Origin of the sequence: Enterobacter sp. HSTU-ASh6, assembly GCF_026319105.1 — a bacterium.
Lineage (GTDB): Bacteria > Pseudomonadota > Gammaproteobacteria > Enterobacterales > Enterobacteriaceae > Enterobacter > Enterobacter sichuanensis.
Map to the genome: position 1 here is coordinate 63,646 of NZ_WSPD01000009.1, position 15,886 is coordinate 79,531.

Genomic DNA, 15,886 nt, shown 5'->3' on the forward strand with positions numbered 1-15,886 from the left:
AGCCTGGAGGAATAAGCTGAGGGTACCGCGAAGCGGCGATTTACCGCCGGGAGCCCGGGTCGCCAGGGCGGTGGCGATTGAGCCGCCCTGGCACGTTCACTGGTCATGCCGTTACAGAGTAGCAAGGAACATAAAGTGAACGGAATAACCTCTACAGCCGTATGTTCCCCCTCACCCCGGCCCTCTCCCTCAAGGGAGAGGGGGTTGTCTGTGCAGGCATTATTTTGTGGGGATCCCTCAGCCCTGTGGGAGAGGGTTAAGATGAGGGCATCAGGCCGTGCGCGCCACCGCATCACGCGATGCCGCATCGCGCGCTTCACCGGTCAGCTCGCTCAGCTTGCCCTCGCGCATCTCCAGCAAACGGTCAGCATGAATAAAGTAATGATCGTCATGGCTGATGGCGAAAATGGTTTTGCCCATCTGCTGCATCAGCGGCAGCAGCACCTGGTAAAACTCGCGGCGGAAGTGGGGATCCTGATCCGCCGCCCACTCATCCAGCAGAATGATGTCACGCTCTTCCGCCAGCGCCAGCAGCAGCGCCACGCGTTTTTTCTGCCCTTTCGAGAGCCTGAGGTTGAGGATCTTGCCGTCCTGCAGCTCCAGCTTGTGCGACATCTGCAGCTGCGCCAGCCATTTCTCCACCAGCGCAGGATTGGCCAGTTGCCCTTCCGGTCCCAGCAGGTGGTCAAACAGCCAGACGTCGGTGAACACCGCCGAGAAAAGCTTGCGGTAATCCTCAGGTTTTTCTGCGCTCAGCGCCTTACCATCCAGCAAAATCTCACCCGACTGCGGCTGATAAAGCCCGGTGAGCAGCATCGCGAGGGTCGATTTCCCACTGCCGTTACCGCCAATCAGGAACAGCAGCTCGCCGCGGTGAATCGTCAGATTGATCGGCCCCACGGAGAAAGCGTTGTCCTGATAGCGGAACGTGACGTTACACAGCTCCAGCGTCTGCCAGTTCGGGAAGGCCTGCGGGCGCGGGAATTCAGGGTTAAACGGTGCGAGATCGAACTTTTTGAGCTTATTAAACGCCACCTGCGCGCTCAGCAGGGTCGGCAAAGCTCCGACGGCCGAAAGCAGCGGCGTGCGCAAGAACAGCAGCGTCAGCGAGTAGGTTGCCGCGACGTTCGTATCCGCCCAGCCCAGGCTGTTCGCCATCCAGAATACCAGGCCAATCGCCCCCAGCATCATAATGTTTGACCAGTTCACCGCGCTCAGGTGGAAGGTATCGGCACGAATAATATGGTGCCGGTATTCGCGGGCGTCCGGGATATAGAGATTGTTAAAGATATGCTCGGCGCGCTCGCGGTTCAGGGTCAGCTCTTTGCGCCCTTCGAGTACCGTCTGGTAATCGTTGTAGAGTTTATCCTCGGTTTCGCGCAATACCGCCATGTGTTTGTAGACGCGTGACACCAGCACAAAACCGCCCCAGATGGTGATGGCAATCCACAGGGCGGTTACCGCCAGCATTTTGCTGGAGAGCCAGGCGAGATAAGCCGCAGAGCCGAAGGTCAGAATAATCCCCTGCACCAGCTCCGGCAGACGAACGAACGCAATGGTAATGGCGCGCACGTCACTGGTTAACCCCGCCAGCAGAGACGCGCTGCCGAGCTGTTCAATGCGCTCTACGTGGGTGTCCAGAATCCGCTTGATAAACTCGCTGCGCAGACGAAAAACGAAATGGTGGCCGAGCGCGGTCAGCGCCAGCTGAGAGCCGAGCGTGACTGCCATCAACAGCATGAGCAGGGCAAGAAATTCCGGCAATACGGCGAGTGATGTGTCGACCATTTCAATCAAACGCACGTTGATAAACGCGATCAGGCCAATACCCAGTGCGGCGCTGGCGAGGCTTAGCGCCATGACGGCCATGAACGGCCAGCGATACTGACGCCAGACAAGGAGAAGTAGTTGCATGCAGGCAATCCGGACAATAAAAATCAGCCAGCAGTGTAAACTGCCCGGCGTGTACATCAAGAATAATTCTTATTTTTGTTTACTAAAACCCGCCTGGCGGAACGTCAGGTTGTAACGGTACTCGCCCGTCAGGGGGTGAACGCCGGGTTTCAGCGGCTGAATGCCGTGATAATACAACCGCGACTCCCTGCCCCACACCACCACATCGCCATGTTCCAGCATGATGCGTTTGAGCGGGTCGTTGCGGCGTAACCCGCCAAACTGGAACACGGCGGGCAGACCTAACGATACCGAGACGATAGGCGCGCGCAGATCGGGCTCATCCTTATCCTGATGCAGCGAAAGCTTTGCACCAACGGCGTAGCGGTTAATCAGGCAGGCATCAGGACGGAAGTCGGCATAATCCGCGGCGACGGCGGCATCGTGACACAGCGTCTGAAAAACCGCAGGCATGGGAGGCCACGGCTGGCCGGTTGCGGGGTCGTTCGGCGCATACAGATAGCCGCGTTCGTTGGTCGCCCACCCCAGTTCACCGCAGTTAGCCATCGCAACCGACATGGTGTAGCCGCCCGGCGTGACCATGTGACGAAACGGTGAAACCGCCGTGACCTCGTCAATACCCTCCAGCAGCGCCGCCGCACGGGAAAGTGCAAAGCGGCGCAGGATGACCGCCCCCGGCGCCAGCGGCTCCTGCCAGGGTTCAGCATCCGCAAAAAGATCGAGCATTATCCCTCCCGGCGTTTCGCCTCACGTTTCAGTAATAACGCTTTTCGCGCTGTCCCCCACCGATAACCTGACAGCGCGCCGTCGTTGCGAACAACACGATGACAGGGGATCACAATCGCCAGCGTGTTTGCCGCACAGGCACCGGCAACCGCGCGTACCGCGTTGGGCTGACCAATCGCCTGCGCCACCTGCTGGTAACTTGCCGTTTCACCGCAGGGGATAGTTCGCAGGGCTTGCCAGACCCGCTGCTGGAACGCCGTCCCGCGAATATCCAGCGGCAGCGCAAGCGGTACAGAACGGTTATCAATACTGGCAATTACCTGATGGATCCGTTGCACGAAGTCGTCGTCCAGCGGCGCGTGCTCTGCGTTTGGGAACACCGTCGCCAGCTCTTCGATTAATTGCGCATCGGTGTCAGCCAGCAGGATCGCGCAGATCCCCCGCTCACTTTCTGCCACCAGGCAGCGTCCTAAAGCGCAATTATCGATGGCATAACGCACTGCCGCATCCCCTTTACGGTACTGCTTCGCCGTCATACCCAGCGCATCGTTGGCTTTACGATAATAGCTACTGCTGTCAGGAAACCCAGCCGCCAGCACGGCATCGGTAATTTTATCACCCTGCGCTAGCGCGGCGCGCAGGCGCTGACCTCGCGCCGCCTGCTGCCAGGCTTTCGGGGTCATACCGGTGACAGACTTAAACAGACGGTGGAAATGGTAAGGACTCATGGCAACCTGCTGCGCCAGCTTCTCCAGGGTTAACGCCGGATCCTGCTCCAGCAGACGGCAGGCGTGTTCCACTTTGGCCAGCTTCTGTGCCTGCGGATCGCGCCTGTCCGGCATGCAGCGCTTGCATGGCCGGAATCCTGCCTGAACGGCATGGTGGGCATCAGGATAAAAGCGGACATTTTTACGCAGCGCGTGGCGGGCACGGCATGACGGACGGCAGAAAATACCCGTCGTCTGCACAGCGAAGACAAACTGATCGTCAGCGCGCGGATCGCGGGCCAGCACGGCCAGCCAGCGATCCTCATCGGTCATTAAGGTCAGATTTCTCATGATCGGCTCCTCGTATAAGCATATATACAGCCTGCCTGAGCGCCACAGATTAAAAACCCGCAACCTTGCTTTTTAATTTTTTTCATTCACCAGGAAGCTGGCGAACTGCGGCGAATGCCAGGTTTTGAACCCGTCGGCCTCTTTAACGATCATATACACCGCCAGCCCTTCCTGACGCACTACCTCTTTGGCTTTCTCCGGACCGAGAACCATCAACCCGGTGTCCCAGGCATCCGCTTCCAGCGCGGTCGGTGCAATAACCGTCACCGACACCAGATTATGCGTAATGGGTCGCCCGGTCTGCGGGTCGATAACGTGCGAAATACGCTTTCCGTCAAGCTCGTAATAGTTACGGTAGCTCCCTGAGGTGCTGATGCCATGTCCGTTGATGTCCACCATCGCCTGCACGGCATTTTGTTGATCGGTCGGTTTTTGAATCGCTACGCGCCATGGTTTGCCGCTGGCGTTCATGCCCCGGCTGACTAACGCGCCACCCACTGATACCAGATAGCGGGAGATGCCTTCCTGCGCCATCAGCGCAGCCAGATGATCCGCCGCATAACCTTCGCCTACTGTCGACAGATCGACAAACAGATCGGGAATATCTTTTTGCAGGTACTGTTGCCCGTACTGATTGATCACCGTCAGATGCTGTAGCCCTGTCCGGGCGCGGGCGTCATCAATGGCCGCCTGATCGGGCGTGGTCGCCGGCTGCTTGTTGGGGCCAAATCCCCAGAGGTTCACCAGGGGCCCCACCGTCACGTCCATCGCCCCGTTGGTTTTGTAGCCCACGCGCATGGACTCGGTCACGATATCGGCCATCGCCTCGCTCACCGGCCACAGGGAGGTACTGCTTGAAAGGTTAAAGCGCATCAGCGCCGAGTCATTTTTGTAGGTCGACAGCAACTGATCGTCAGCATCCAGCTGTGACTGAATTTTGCTACGCAGTTCTTCGGCGCGTGCCTTCTCAAGATTCATTACGCTGACGCGCCAGAAAGTGCCCATCGTTTTGCCTTCGAGCACCGTCGCCGCGGGGGCGTCGGTGGTGCTCGAAGGCGTGGAAGCGTCACAAGCGGTCAGGAAAAAAAGGATTGCCAGGAAGCTGGCGCGTAAAAAAGTCATGTCCATTCATTATTATCCTCATGCCAGGGCGGCAAGAGTACACCAAAACGGGTGAATTGTGAGAGCCTAAAAAAAACACAAAAAAGGGGCCGTGAGGCCCCTGAGTCATACCGTGTAGCGATTAGAACTGGTAAACCAGGCCCAGCGCGACGATATCGTCCGTGCTGATACCTGCCTGACGGGTGAACTCTTTGTCATCCAGCAGGTTGATTTTGTAGTCCACATAGGTAGACATGTTTTTGTTGAAGTAGTAAGTCGCGCCCACATCAACATATTTCAGCAGATCCTGGTCGCCGTAGCCTTCGATGTCCTTACCTTTAGACTGCAGGTAAGCCACGGATGGACGCAGACCAAAGTCGAACTGGTACTGAGCGACCACTTCGAAGTTCTGTGCTTTGTTAGCAAAGCCGTAAATGTCGCTGCTGCTCTGAGAGTTGCCGAAACGCGTTGCGTTATAGGTCTGGGAGTATTGCGCCGCCAGATAAATGTTGTTGGCGTCGTATTTCAGACCACCCGTATAGACTTCAGCACGATCGCCTTCGCCTTTCAGCGCCAGGTTACCCGTGTCGTTCTGGTCAGCGGTACGTTTGGAAGAAGACAATGCACCACCGATGCTGAAGCCTTCACCCAGGTTATAGGTCAGGGACGCACCGTAGCCGTCGCCGTTCTGTTTCAGGGTGCTACGACCGGTGTCGTTTTCACCGCTTACGCTGCCGTTTTTACCCTGATACTGCAGAGCAAAGTTCAGGCCATCCACCAGACCGAAGAAGTCCTGGTTACGGTAGGTTGCTACGCCGTTAGCACGGGACTGCAGGAAGTTATCTGCACCGTAAGTATCTCCACCAAATTCTGGCAGAACGTCGGTCCAGGAGGTCACGTCGTAGATCACGCCGTAGTTACGACCGTAATCGAAAGAACCCGCTTCAGCGAACTTCAGACCCGCGAACGCCACACGCGTCCAGGCCTGGTTGTCGCTTTCAGAGGTGTTGCCCTGGATCTGGTATTCCCACTGACCGTAACCGGTCAGCTGATCGTTAACCTGGGTTTCGCCTTTGAAACCAAGACGCATGTAGGTCTGGTCGCCATCAACGCTGTCGTCATCGGAGAAATAGTGCAGACCATCCACTTTACCGTACAGATCTAATTTGTTGCCGTCTTTGTTATAAATTTCAGCCGCATTTGCTGCGCCTGCCACCAGCAGAGCTGGTACCAGGAGGGACAGTACTTTAACTTTCATTTTATTAACCCTCTGTTATATGCCTTATAATTGCCACTGCTTACTGGTTAACCCTCATTAACCAGTCGGCAATTTCATTCTCCGCAAAATTACAGAATAATCCAATGCGAATATGATACGAAAACTTTGAAGATGTTTCATTTATCTATCAACATGTTTCAAAATGTAAACAGGAAGGAACTTTTGCAAAGCACAAATAGCTTAGAAATTTAGCACTTATAATCAAACGAGAAAATCACCACATTAATATCAACAAGTTACAATAAAATACGTTACCGCACTGAATGACAAAACAAGATCGCGCCTAATCTCTAAAATATCTCTCGCTATCATCATTAACTTTATTTATTACCGTCATTCAGTTTTGAATGTCTGTTTATCCCTAATTCAACCGGATGCTTCGCATTCGGTTTTTTTTTACCTTTCTTTACGTAACCTTTCTTTTTTTGTGCTACCGCCGCGTAATTGTAACGACTATTAACTAAACGTCCGCCGGATCGCTGTAGAAAGCTCGTAATTCTCGAAAAACTTAATTTCTTGTTAATTCGTGCTATTTGCCGACTGGTGATGCGCCATATTTGTACGACTCTGACGACTTTGTACATGTCTGGAGCCCGTCTGGCGACGATATTGTCCGTTGAAAAAGTCGCCTGTTCCAGGACAGTGGCGCTGGAAATTCAGTTATTACCCTTTATACTGCCCTATCGCCACAGAGCACGACCATAACGGGTTAAAGATATCAATGAGTCAGACTGAAACTACCGCCCCGAGCAAATTCTCCCTCCTTCCCGGGAGCATCACCCGTTTCTTTCTTCTTTTGATCGTTGTGCTGTTAGTCACAATGGGCGTTATGGTCCAGAGTGCGGTGAACGCCTGGCTGAAGGATAAGAGCTATCAGGTCGTTGATATCACCCACGCCGTACACAAGCGCATTGATACCTGGCGCTACGCCACCTGGCAGATTTACGACAACATCGCGGCAGCACCGGCCTCGTCATCCGGCGACGGACTTCAGGAGACGCGGCTTAAGCAGGATGTCTATTATCTTGAGAAACCGCAGCGTAAGACCGAAGCGCTTATTTTTGGCTCTCACGACAGCGCCACACTTGAGATGACGCAGCGAATTTCAACCTATCTGGATACCCTCTGGGGTGCCGAGACGGTGCCGTGGTCGATGTACTACCTGAACGGTCAGGACAACAGCATGATCCTGATTTCGACCCTGCCGTTAAAAGATCTCTCGTCCGGGTTTAAAGAGACAACCGTGGGCAGCATTGTTGATTCCCGCCGCGCTGAGATGCTGCAGCAGGCGAACGCCCTCGATGAACGGGAGAGCTTCTCGTCCCTGCGTCGGCTGGCCTGGCAAAATGGCCACTATTTTACCCTGCGTACCACCTTTAACCAGCCGGGGCATCTGGCAACGGTCGTGGCCTTCGATTTACCGATTAATGATTTAATCCCGCCGGACATGCCGCTCGACAGCTTCCGTCTGGAGCCAGACAACAGTACCCAGAATATGCGTTCGGCACCTGATAAAGAGGCCGCAGAGAGCGTATCGATCTCCTTTAATGGCTCGAAAATCGAGATTGCCTCGTCGCTGAACTCGACCGGCATGCGTCTGGTGTGGCAGGTGCCGTTTGGCACCCTGCTGCTTGATACCCTGCAAAATATCCTCTTGCCTCTGCTGCTGAATATTGGCCTGCTGGCGCTGGCCCTGTTTGGCTACAGCACGTTTCGTTTCCAGCCGGGGCGCCAGAGCGACGCTTCTGCGGTTCCGGCCGGAACCAGCAATGAGCTGCGCGTACTCCGCGCGCTGAATGAAGAGATTATTTCCGTACTGCCGCTTGGGGTGCTCGTTCACGATCAGGAGGCGAACCGTACGGTGATGAGCAATAAAATTGCCGATCATCTGCTGCCGCATCTTAACCTGCAGAACATCACCACCATGGCGGATCAGCATCAGGGCGTCATTCAGGCCACCATAAATAATGAACTGTACGAGATCCGTCAGTTCCGCAGCCAGGTCGCCTCCCGCACGCAGATCTTCATCATTCGCGATCAGGACAGGGAAGTGCTGGTGAATAAAAAGCTCAAGCAGGCGCAAAGGCTGTATGAGAAAAACCAGCAGGGACGTGCCGCCTTTATGCAAAATATCGGCGATGCCTTCAAGCAGCCGTTAAGGATGCTGGCAAGCCAGGCGGCGGCGTTGAATACCTCTGAAAGTCATCAGCTTGCCTGCCAGGCCGACTCGCTGGTGCGTATGGTCGATGAGATCCAGCTGGCGAACATGCTGGAGAATGATTTCTGGAAGGGAACGCCAACCCTCTTCTCCATCCAGGATCTGATCGATGAAGTGGTTCCGGAAGTTCTTCCCGTGATTAAGCGTAAAGGGCTGCAGCTGCTGATCAATAACCATTTGTCCGCGAATGACGAACGCCATGGCGATCGAGAAGCGCTGCGTCGCATTCTGTTGATGATAATTCAGTATGCCGTCACCACCACGCAGATCGGCAAGATCACCCTGGAAGTGAATACGGACGAGTCGGCTGAGGATCGCCTGACGTTCCGCATTCTGGACACCGGGGAAGGTGTCACGACAAGTGAAATTGATAATCTCCACTTCCCGTTCCTGAATGACACACAAAGCGATCGTTACGGCAAAGCCAATGCCCTGACCTTCTGGCTGTGCGACCAGCTAGCACGTAAGCTTGGCGGCCACCTGAATATTAAAGCCCGCGAATCCCTCGGCACCCGTTATTCTCTGCACGTGAAAATGGCCGCCAATCCGCAGGAAGAAGACGAAGAACGTCTGCTGGATGATGTCGTGGTGATGGTTGATGTGACCTCAAATGAGATCCGCAATATAGTGGTTCGTCAGCTGGAAAACTGGGGTGCGGCCTGCATCACGCCGGATGAAAGACTTGCAAGTCAAGAATTTGATCTGTTTTTAACGGATAATCCGTCTAATCTTACTGCCTCAGGCTTGCTTTTAAGCGATGATGAGTCAGGCGTGCGAAAAATCGGCCCAGGCCAGTTGCGCGTCAACTTTAATATAAGCAATGCGATGCAGGAAGCTGTACTACAACTAATAGAAGAGCAACTGGCGCAGGAAGAGATAGCGGAATCACCGTTAGGCGGCAATGAAAATGCCGAGCTTCACGCCAGCGGATACTATTCACTCTTTGTTGATACAGTACCAGATGATGTTAAGCGGTTGTATACTGAGTCCGCTGCGAATGATTTTGCAGCGCTGGCACAGACAGCACACCGGCTTAAAGGGGTGTTTGCCATGCTTAATCTGGTTCCCGGCAAGCAGTTATGTGAAACGCTGGAACATCTAATTCGTGAGAAAGATGCCTCTGGCATTGAAAAATACATCAGCGACATTGACGCCTACGTCAAAAGCTTGCTGTAGCAAGGTAGCCTAATACATGAACAATATGAACGTAATTATTGCCGATGACCATCCGATTGTACTGTTCGGTATTCGCAAATCACTTGAACAGATCGAGTGGGTGAATGTAGTCGGTGAATTTGAAGACTCTACAGCACTGATCAATAACCTCCCAAAGCTTGATGCACACGTGCTCATTACCGATCTCTCCATGCCCGGGGACAAGTACGGTGATGGGATCACGCTCATCAAATATATTAAGCGTCACTTCCCGGACATCTCGATCATTGTTCTGACCATGAACAACAACCCGGCGATCCTGAGCGCCGTGCTGGATCTGGATATCGAAGGGATTGTGCTGAAACAAGGCGCACCGACCGATCTGCCAAAAGCGCTCGCCGCGCTGCAGAAAGGCAAGAAGTTCACCCCTGAGAGCGTCTCTCGTCTGCTGGAAAAAATCAGCGCGGGTGGCTACGGTGACAAACGTCTGTCGCCAAAAGAGAGCGAAGTTCTGCGCCTGTTTGCAGAAGGTTTCCTGGTGACCGAGATCGCCAAGAAACTGAACCGCAGTATTAAAACCATCAGCAGCCAGAAGAAATCAGCAATGATGAAGCTGGGCGTGGACAACGATATTGCTCTGCTGAACTATCTCTCCTCCGTTACGCTGAGCGCAACGGATAAGGATTGATCCCAAACGGGTGTGCGGCCTGATGCCCTAACCCCGCCCTCTCCCACGGGGAGAGGGGGAAAAACGTAAAAGGCCCTTACGGGCCTTTTTTATATTCTGGTTTTTCTCACCCGGTCTGCGTAAATCGACAATGTCTGCTTCAGCACGTCCAGGGTCACCGGTTTCGACAGACAGCTGTCCATGCCTGACTCCAGACAGCGCTGCTTCTCCTCGGCTAGCGCATTCGCCGTGACGCCTACAACCGGCAGCGTCAGGCCAAGCTGTCGGATGCGCTGCGTCAGGCGGTAACCATCCATGTTAGGCATGTTGACGTCGCTAAGGACGATATCAATGTGATTTTTACTCAGCACATTCAGCGCATCCACGCCATCATTCGCGGTTTTACACTGGTAGCCAAGCGATCCGAGCTGATCAGCCAGCAGGCGGCGGTTAATCGGATGGTCATCCACCACCAGAATCATCATATCGTCATTCACTGACGCCAGCGCCTCCGGTGAGGGCAACCCGCCCGCGCTGTCGCTCTCTTCCAGCTGTACCTTGTAGATGCGCGCCAGCAGGCTCAACAGCTCATGCGGCGTTGCGACACTGTGTACCCACTCCCCAGGTGCACGTTCAACCGGGATACCAATGTGGCGACGACAGAACATCACCACGCCTCTTCCCTGCCATGGCTGTTCCAGCATCTCGTCGGTAATCAGCACATCGTCGACGTCCGGCGTCTGGCCTTCATATCCCGAGACCCGCACGCCGCTGTGGGTCAGCAGTGCCGTCAGATAATCATTCAGCGAAGCATTGTGCACTGCCAGCCAGCAGCGCTTATCGCTTAGACCATCAACCGTCGCTTTCGCCGGATACTGCGCCGAATAGAGCGGAATACGGATGGTGAACTGGCTACCCATGCCGGGCTCGGTATCCACCGAGATATCGCCGTCCATCATGCTGACGAGTTTCTCACAAATCGCCAGCCCCAGTCCGGTGCCCTGGAAGTTACGCTGCACGCCGGTTCCCACCTGGAAGAACGGGTCAAACAGACGAACCACTTCCTTCGCCGGGATGCCCACCCCCGTGTCGCGCACGCGGATGCTCAGGTAATCCCCCGCCCGGCGGACGTGCAACACAATGCAGCCGATATCGGTGAATTTAATGGCGTTGCTGAGCAGGTTAGAGATAACCTGCTGCAGACGCATCGGATCGCCGTGCAGCGTCAGCGGTACATCCGGTTCGATAAAGCAGTAAAGCCCCAGCTGTTTACGCACCACCAGCGGCAGATAGTTGGCGCTAATATGGTTCATCACCTCGCGCGGTGAGAACTCCCGCGGTTCGATTTTCAACTGCTCAGACTCAATTTTAGAGAAGTCGAGAATATCGCTAATGATTTTCAGCAGCAGACTGGAGGAGTTGTTCATCGCCGTCACCAGCCTGTCGACCCCTTTCGGCAGCTCTTTCGTCTGCAGCAGATCGAGGTTACCGATAATCCCGTACAGCGGCGTGCGCAGCTCGTGGCTGACCGTTGCAAGGAACATCGATTTCGACTGGCTGGCCTGCTCGGCAGCCTGGGCCATCTCCTGCAACGACTCTTCCATCTTCACGCGCGCAGAGACATCCACCAGCACGCAAATCGCCACGTTTTCATTGCGATAGCGGGAATGGACAAAGCTGATCTGCAGGTTGGTATGGGTACTGGTGAGCACGTCGACAAAGTTAACCTGCTGACCGCAGATAATCTGCGTCAACCGCTGCCGGTCCTCATGCGTCAGCATATTCAGGTAGTTATGCGCCAGCTCGTTACTCAGAATATTTGTCCCGTCCTGGGTACGCAGAATGCAGATCCCCACCGGGGCCGAGGCAACAATCTTACGGTTAAACTGCTCGTGCTCCTCCAGTCGCTGGGCGTCGCTTTCGGCGGGAATAAAGATCTTTCGCTCATACATGCGTGCCAGGGTAAACAGCGCGCCGCCCGCCAGCAGGTTCAGCAGAATGGCATTCATGATAAGAATGCGTATCCGCTCGAGCACCATGTCCACCGGCAGCGAATAGACAATACTCAGCGAAGAAGGCGGCAGACTTTTCTTCAGCACCAGCTCGCGGAAGCCTGAGGTATAACCAAACCATGACCGCTCCTGCATCCATTGCGGTTCAACGTTTAAACGGTTATCGGGTCCGGCAAGGGAGATCAGCTGATGACCGTTTTCATCCAGAATGGTCACCCCCATGGGCAGGCTGCCTGGGGTAAAGAAGTTTTCCATGCGAATGGTCTGCTCAATCCCCAGCAGTGCCTGCAGGCGATTGCCGAGATAGACCGGGGTCAGGGCGTAGAAATAGCCCACGCCTGTACGCGGGCCCTGGCTAACCCAGAAGATGTTATTCCCGCGCTCGTCCTGCGGCGCATTGCGATATTTCACGATACGTTCATGCAGGCTTTTCAGCGCATCATCACGCTCAACGGGCACATCGCGCAGGCCAAAATCCGCCATGCAGAGATTTTCACTGCCAATCAGGAATACGCGGTTCAGGTCATAGGCGGCGGAGAAATTATCACGCCAGTAACGCATGAACCAGGCAAGTGATTCCAGCGATCCGCGCCAGGTGTTGCTCAGCGTGGAACAATCGGAATCCGGGAACAGGGGCTGGAAGTCCGGGACTTCGGTTTTCTCACTCCGGCCGCGAAGCGCCAGAATACCGTTTTCCGCCGTGAGGCGATTTTCGGCAATATACTTCAGCTCCTTCATCACATCAGACGTTCGCTGAATGTAGCGCTGGGCCTGGTCGGAGCTTAAATTAAACTCCTGGCGGATCTCCGCTTCTTTCTGGTGCAGCGCGTTAACGATGTAAAACACCGAGAACAGGGCTACCAGCAGCCAAAGCAGGAGCGCCAGCGCCCGAAACAGATAGCGAGAAACTTTCAGCGTAGTACGAAAGGAGACGAGGTATTTCAAAGGGGCGAGGCTCCGCCGTCGGGGTCAAAAGAATGTGGTTAAGGTAGCGGTAAACGCGCCAGGTCGCAACGTTGACTTCTCTGCTTGTGCAAAAGAAAAGGGCCGGAATCCGGCCCTTTTTTGCATCAGGAGACATTACTCGTCAGCGTCGTCCGCTGCATCATCATCGGTGTCGGCTTCCGGCGCGATATCATCATCACCTTCCGCGACGCTACCGTCGATGGAGTCGAGCTCTTCGTCATCCACTGGCTCAGCAACGCGCTGCAGACCTACCACGTTTTCATCTTCCGCAGTACGGATGAGGATCACACCCTGGGTGTTACGACCCACGACGCTGATCTCAGAAACGCGAGTACGCACCAGCGTACCGGCATCGGTGATCATCATGATCTGATCCGCGTCGTCTACCTGCACCGCGCCAACAACGGAACCGTTGCGCTCGGTCACCTTGATAGAGATAACGCCCTGCGTGCCGCGAGACTTGGTTGGGTATTCCCCTTCCGCCGTACGTTTACCGTAACCATTCTGCGTGACGGTCAGGATGGCTCCTTCACCGCGCGGAATGATCAGCGAAACGACGCTGTCTTCGCCCGCCAGTTTGATACCGCGAACGCCCGTCGCGGTACGGCCCATTGCGCGAACGGCGTCTTCTTTGAAGCGCACCACTTTACCGGCAGCAGAGAAGAGCATGACTTCATCGGAGCCCGAGGTCAGATCGACACCAATCAGCTCGTCGCCTTCGTTCAGGTTCACCGCGATGATACCGGCAGAGCGTGGACGGCTGAATTCGGTCAGCGCGGTTTTCTTCACGGTACCGCTGGCGGTCGCCATAAAGACGTTCACGCCCTCTTCGTACTCACGTACCGGCAGAATGGCGGTGATACGTTCGTTCGCTTCCAGCGGCAGCAGGTTAACGATTGGACGACCACGTGCGCCACGGCTCGCTTCCGGCAGCTGATAGACTTTCATCCAGTACAGACGACCCCGGCTGGAGAAGCAGAGGATCGTGTCATGGGTGTTCGCCACCAGCAGACGGTCAATAAAGTCTTCTTCTTTAATACGTGCCGCAGACTTGCCCTTGCCGCCACGACGCTGTGCTTCGTAGTCGGTCAACGGCTGGTACTTCACGTAGCCCTGGTGAGACAGGGTCACAACAACGTCTTCCTGGTTGATCAGGTCTTCGATGTTGATGTCCGCGCTGTTGGCGGTGATTTCGGTGCGACGCTCATCGCCGAACTGATCGCGGACCAGCTCCAGCTCTTCACGGATCACTTCCATCAGGCGCTCTGCGCTGCCCAGGATGTGCAGCAGCTCGGCAATTTGCTCAAGCAGCTCTTTATATTCGTCGAGCAGTTTTTCATGCTCAAGGCCGGTCAGTTTCTGCAGACGCAGATCCAGAATCGCCTGGGCCTGCTGTTCAGTCAGGTAGTATTGACCGTCACGCACGCCAAACTCAGGCTCCAGCCACTCAGGACGCGCCGCGTCATCACCCGCACGCTCCAGCATCGCCGCAACGTTGCCCAGATCCCACGGACGGGAAATCAGCGCGGTTTTCGCTTCCGCCGGGGTTGGCGCGCGACGGATCAGCTCGATGATCGGGTCGATGTTGGCCAGCGCAACCGCCAGCGCTTCAAGGATATGGGCACGGTCACGCGCTTTGCGCAGTTCAAAGATGGTACGGCGGGTCACCACTTCACGGCGGTGACGCACGAACGCGCTCAGGATCTCTTTCAGGTTCATGATCTTCGGCTGACCATGGTGCAGTGCAACCATGTTGATACCGAAGGAGACCTGAAGCTGAGTCTGGGAGTACAGATTGTTCAGCACAACCTCACCCACCGCGTCGCGTTTAATCTCAATCACGATGCGCATCCCGTCTTTATCAGACTCGTCACGCAGCGCGCTGATGCCTTCAACGCGTTTTTCTTTTACCAGCTCGGCGATTTTCTCAATCAGACGCGCTTTGTTCACCTGATACGGGATCTCGTGAACAATGATGGTTTCACGGCCGGTTTTGGCGTCCGCTTCCACTTCAGCGCGGGCACGGATGTAGATCTTGCCGCGACCGGTACGGTACGCTTCTTCGATACCGCGACGACCGTTGATGATCGCCGCCGTCGGGAAGTCCGGGCCCGGGATGTGTTCCATCAGCCCTTCAATGCTGATGTCTTCATCGTCGATATAGGCCAGGCAGCCGTTGATCACTTCCGTGATGTTGTGCGGCGGAATGTTGGTTGCCATACCTACGGCGATACCGGACGAACCGTTGACCAGCAGGTTAGGGATTTTCGTTGGCATAACGTCAGGAATTTTTTCCGTGCCGTCGTAGTTATCAACGAAATCAACCGTCTCTTTTTCCAGGTCGGCCATCAGCTCATGGGCAATCTTCGCCAGACGGATTTCCGTATAACGCATTGCCGCGGCGGAGTCGCCGTCGATAGAACCAAAGTTACCCTGACCATCTACCAGCATGTAACGCAGCGAGAATGGCTGCGCCATACGGACGATAGTGTCGTACACCGCGGAATCACCATGGGGATGGTATTTACCGATTACGTCACCAACGACACGGGCAGATTTTTTGTAGGCTTTATTCCAGTCATTGCCCAATACGTTCATGGCGTATAGTACGCGACGGTGTACCGGCTTCAGGCCATCGCGGACGTCCGGCAGCGCACGGCCAACAATGACCGACATCGCATAGTCCAGATAGGAGCTCTTCAGCTCTTCCTCGATGTTAACCGGTGTAATTTCTCTCGCAAGGTCGCTCATCTAACCGCTATCCCTCTACTGTATCCCGGATTCAAAGGT

9 protein-coding genes are annotated in these 15,886 nt (G+C 55.1%); 2 read left to right on the plus strand and 7 right to left on the minus strand.

The features are described from left to right. Positions 1-270: 270 nt before the first annotated feature. From GM298_RS12845 to GM298_RS12865, 5 genes are all read right to left on the minus strand, one after another. Entirely contained in the window at positions 271-1,914 is a 1,644-nt protein-coding gene (locus GM298_RS12845) for a multidrug ABC transporter permease/ATP-binding protein (RefSeq protein ID WP_266154201.1), read from the minus strand. 69 nt (positions 1,915-1,983) lie between these two features. Continuing rightward, the gene (gene alkB / locus GM298_RS12850) at positions 1,984-2,640 is read right to left on the minus strand and encodes a DNA oxidative demethylase AlkB (RefSeq protein ID WP_025760348.1); all 657 of its coding nucleotides are present in this window, start codon (positions 2,638-2,640) and stop codon (positions 1,984-1,986) included. Then, entirely contained in the window at positions 2,640-3,698 is a 1,059-nt protein-coding gene (ada, locus tag GM298_RS12855) for a bifunctional DNA-binding transcriptional regulator/O6-methylguanine-DNA methyltransferase Ada (protein WP_262746063.1), read from the minus strand. The genes alkB and ada overlap by 1 nt, the downstream gene beginning before the upstream one ends. 72 nt (positions 3,699-3,770) lie before the next feature. After that, complete coding sequence (apbE, locus tag GM298_RS12860) at positions 3,771-4,826, minus strand: FAD:protein FMN transferase ApbE (RefSeq protein WP_266154202.1); 1,056 nt, start codon at positions 4,824-4,826, stop codon at positions 3,771-3,773. Positions 4,827-4,941: 115 nt separating this feature from the next. Beyond that, positions 4,942-6,057 (minus strand): porin OmpC, encoded by a 1,116-nt coding sequence (locus GM298_RS12865; protein WP_045286069.1) that lies wholly within the window; start codon positions 6,055-6,057, stop codon positions 4,942-4,944. 742 nt (positions 6,058-6,799) lie between these two features. Between GM298_RS12865 and rcsD the strand changes: the two genes are divergently transcribed. Then, entirely contained in the window at positions 6,800-9,472 is a 2,673-nt protein-coding gene (gene rcsD / locus GM298_RS12870; RefSeq protein WP_266154203.1) for a phosphotransferase RcsD, read from the plus strand. Positions 9,473-9,488: 16 nt separating this feature from the next. Further along, the gene (gene rcsB / locus GM298_RS12875; protein ID WP_003859405.1) at positions 9,489-10,139 is read left to right on the plus strand and encodes a response regulator transcription factor RcsB; all 651 of its coding nucleotides are present in this window, start codon (positions 9,489-9,491) and stop codon (positions 10,137-10,139) included. Between the two features lie 89 nt (positions 10,140-10,228). On the opposite strand, the gene rcsC is transcribed toward rcsB, so the two are convergent. Further along, positions 10,229-13,075: a two-component system sensor histidine kinase RcsC gene (gene rcsC / locus GM298_RS12880; protein ID WP_266154204.1), complete on the minus strand. Its 2,847-nt coding sequence runs from the start codon at positions 13,073-13,075 to the stop codon at positions 10,229-10,231. Between the two features lie 135 nt (positions 13,076-13,210). Then, positions 13,211-15,847, minus strand: a complete 2,637-nt coding sequence (gene gyrA, locus GM298_RS12885) for a DNA topoisomerase (ATP-hydrolyzing) subunit A (RefSeq protein WP_095441342.1) — start codon at positions 15,845-15,847, stop codon at positions 13,211-13,213. Positions 15,848-15,886: the final 39 nt, after the last annotated feature.

Excerpts from the sequence above, each read along its gene's own strand:
- rcsB (WP_003859405.1), top strand. The coding sequence starts at position 9,489 with ATGAACAATATGAACGTAATTATTGCCGATGACCATCCGATTGTACTG.
- ada (WP_262746063.1), bottom strand. The coding sequence starts at position 3,698 with ATGAGAAATCTGACCTTAATGACCGATGAGGATCGCTGGCTGGCCGTG.
- rcsD (WP_266154203.1), top strand. The coding sequence starts at position 6,800 with ATGAGTCAGACTGAAACTACCGCCCCGAGCAAATTCTCCCTCCTTCCC.
- GM298_RS12845 (WP_266154201.1), bottom strand. The coding sequence starts at position 1,914 with ATGCAACTACTTCTCCTTGTCTGGCGTCAGTATCGCTGGCCGTTCATG.
- alkB (WP_025760348.1), bottom strand. The coding sequence starts at position 2,640 with ATGCTCGATCTTTTTGCGGATGCTGAACCCTGGCAGGAGCCGCTGGCG.
- gyrA (WP_095441342.1), bottom strand. The coding sequence starts at position 15,847 with ATGAGCGACCTTGCGAGAGAAATTACACCGGTTAACATCGAGGAAGAG.
- GM298_RS12865 (WP_045286069.1), bottom strand. The coding sequence starts at position 6,057 with ATGAAAGTTAAAGTACTGTCCCTCCTGGTACCAGCTCTGCTGGTGGCA.
- apbE (WP_266154202.1), bottom strand. The coding sequence starts at position 4,826 with ATGGACATGACTTTTTTACGCGCCAGCTTCCTGGCAATCCTTTTTTTC.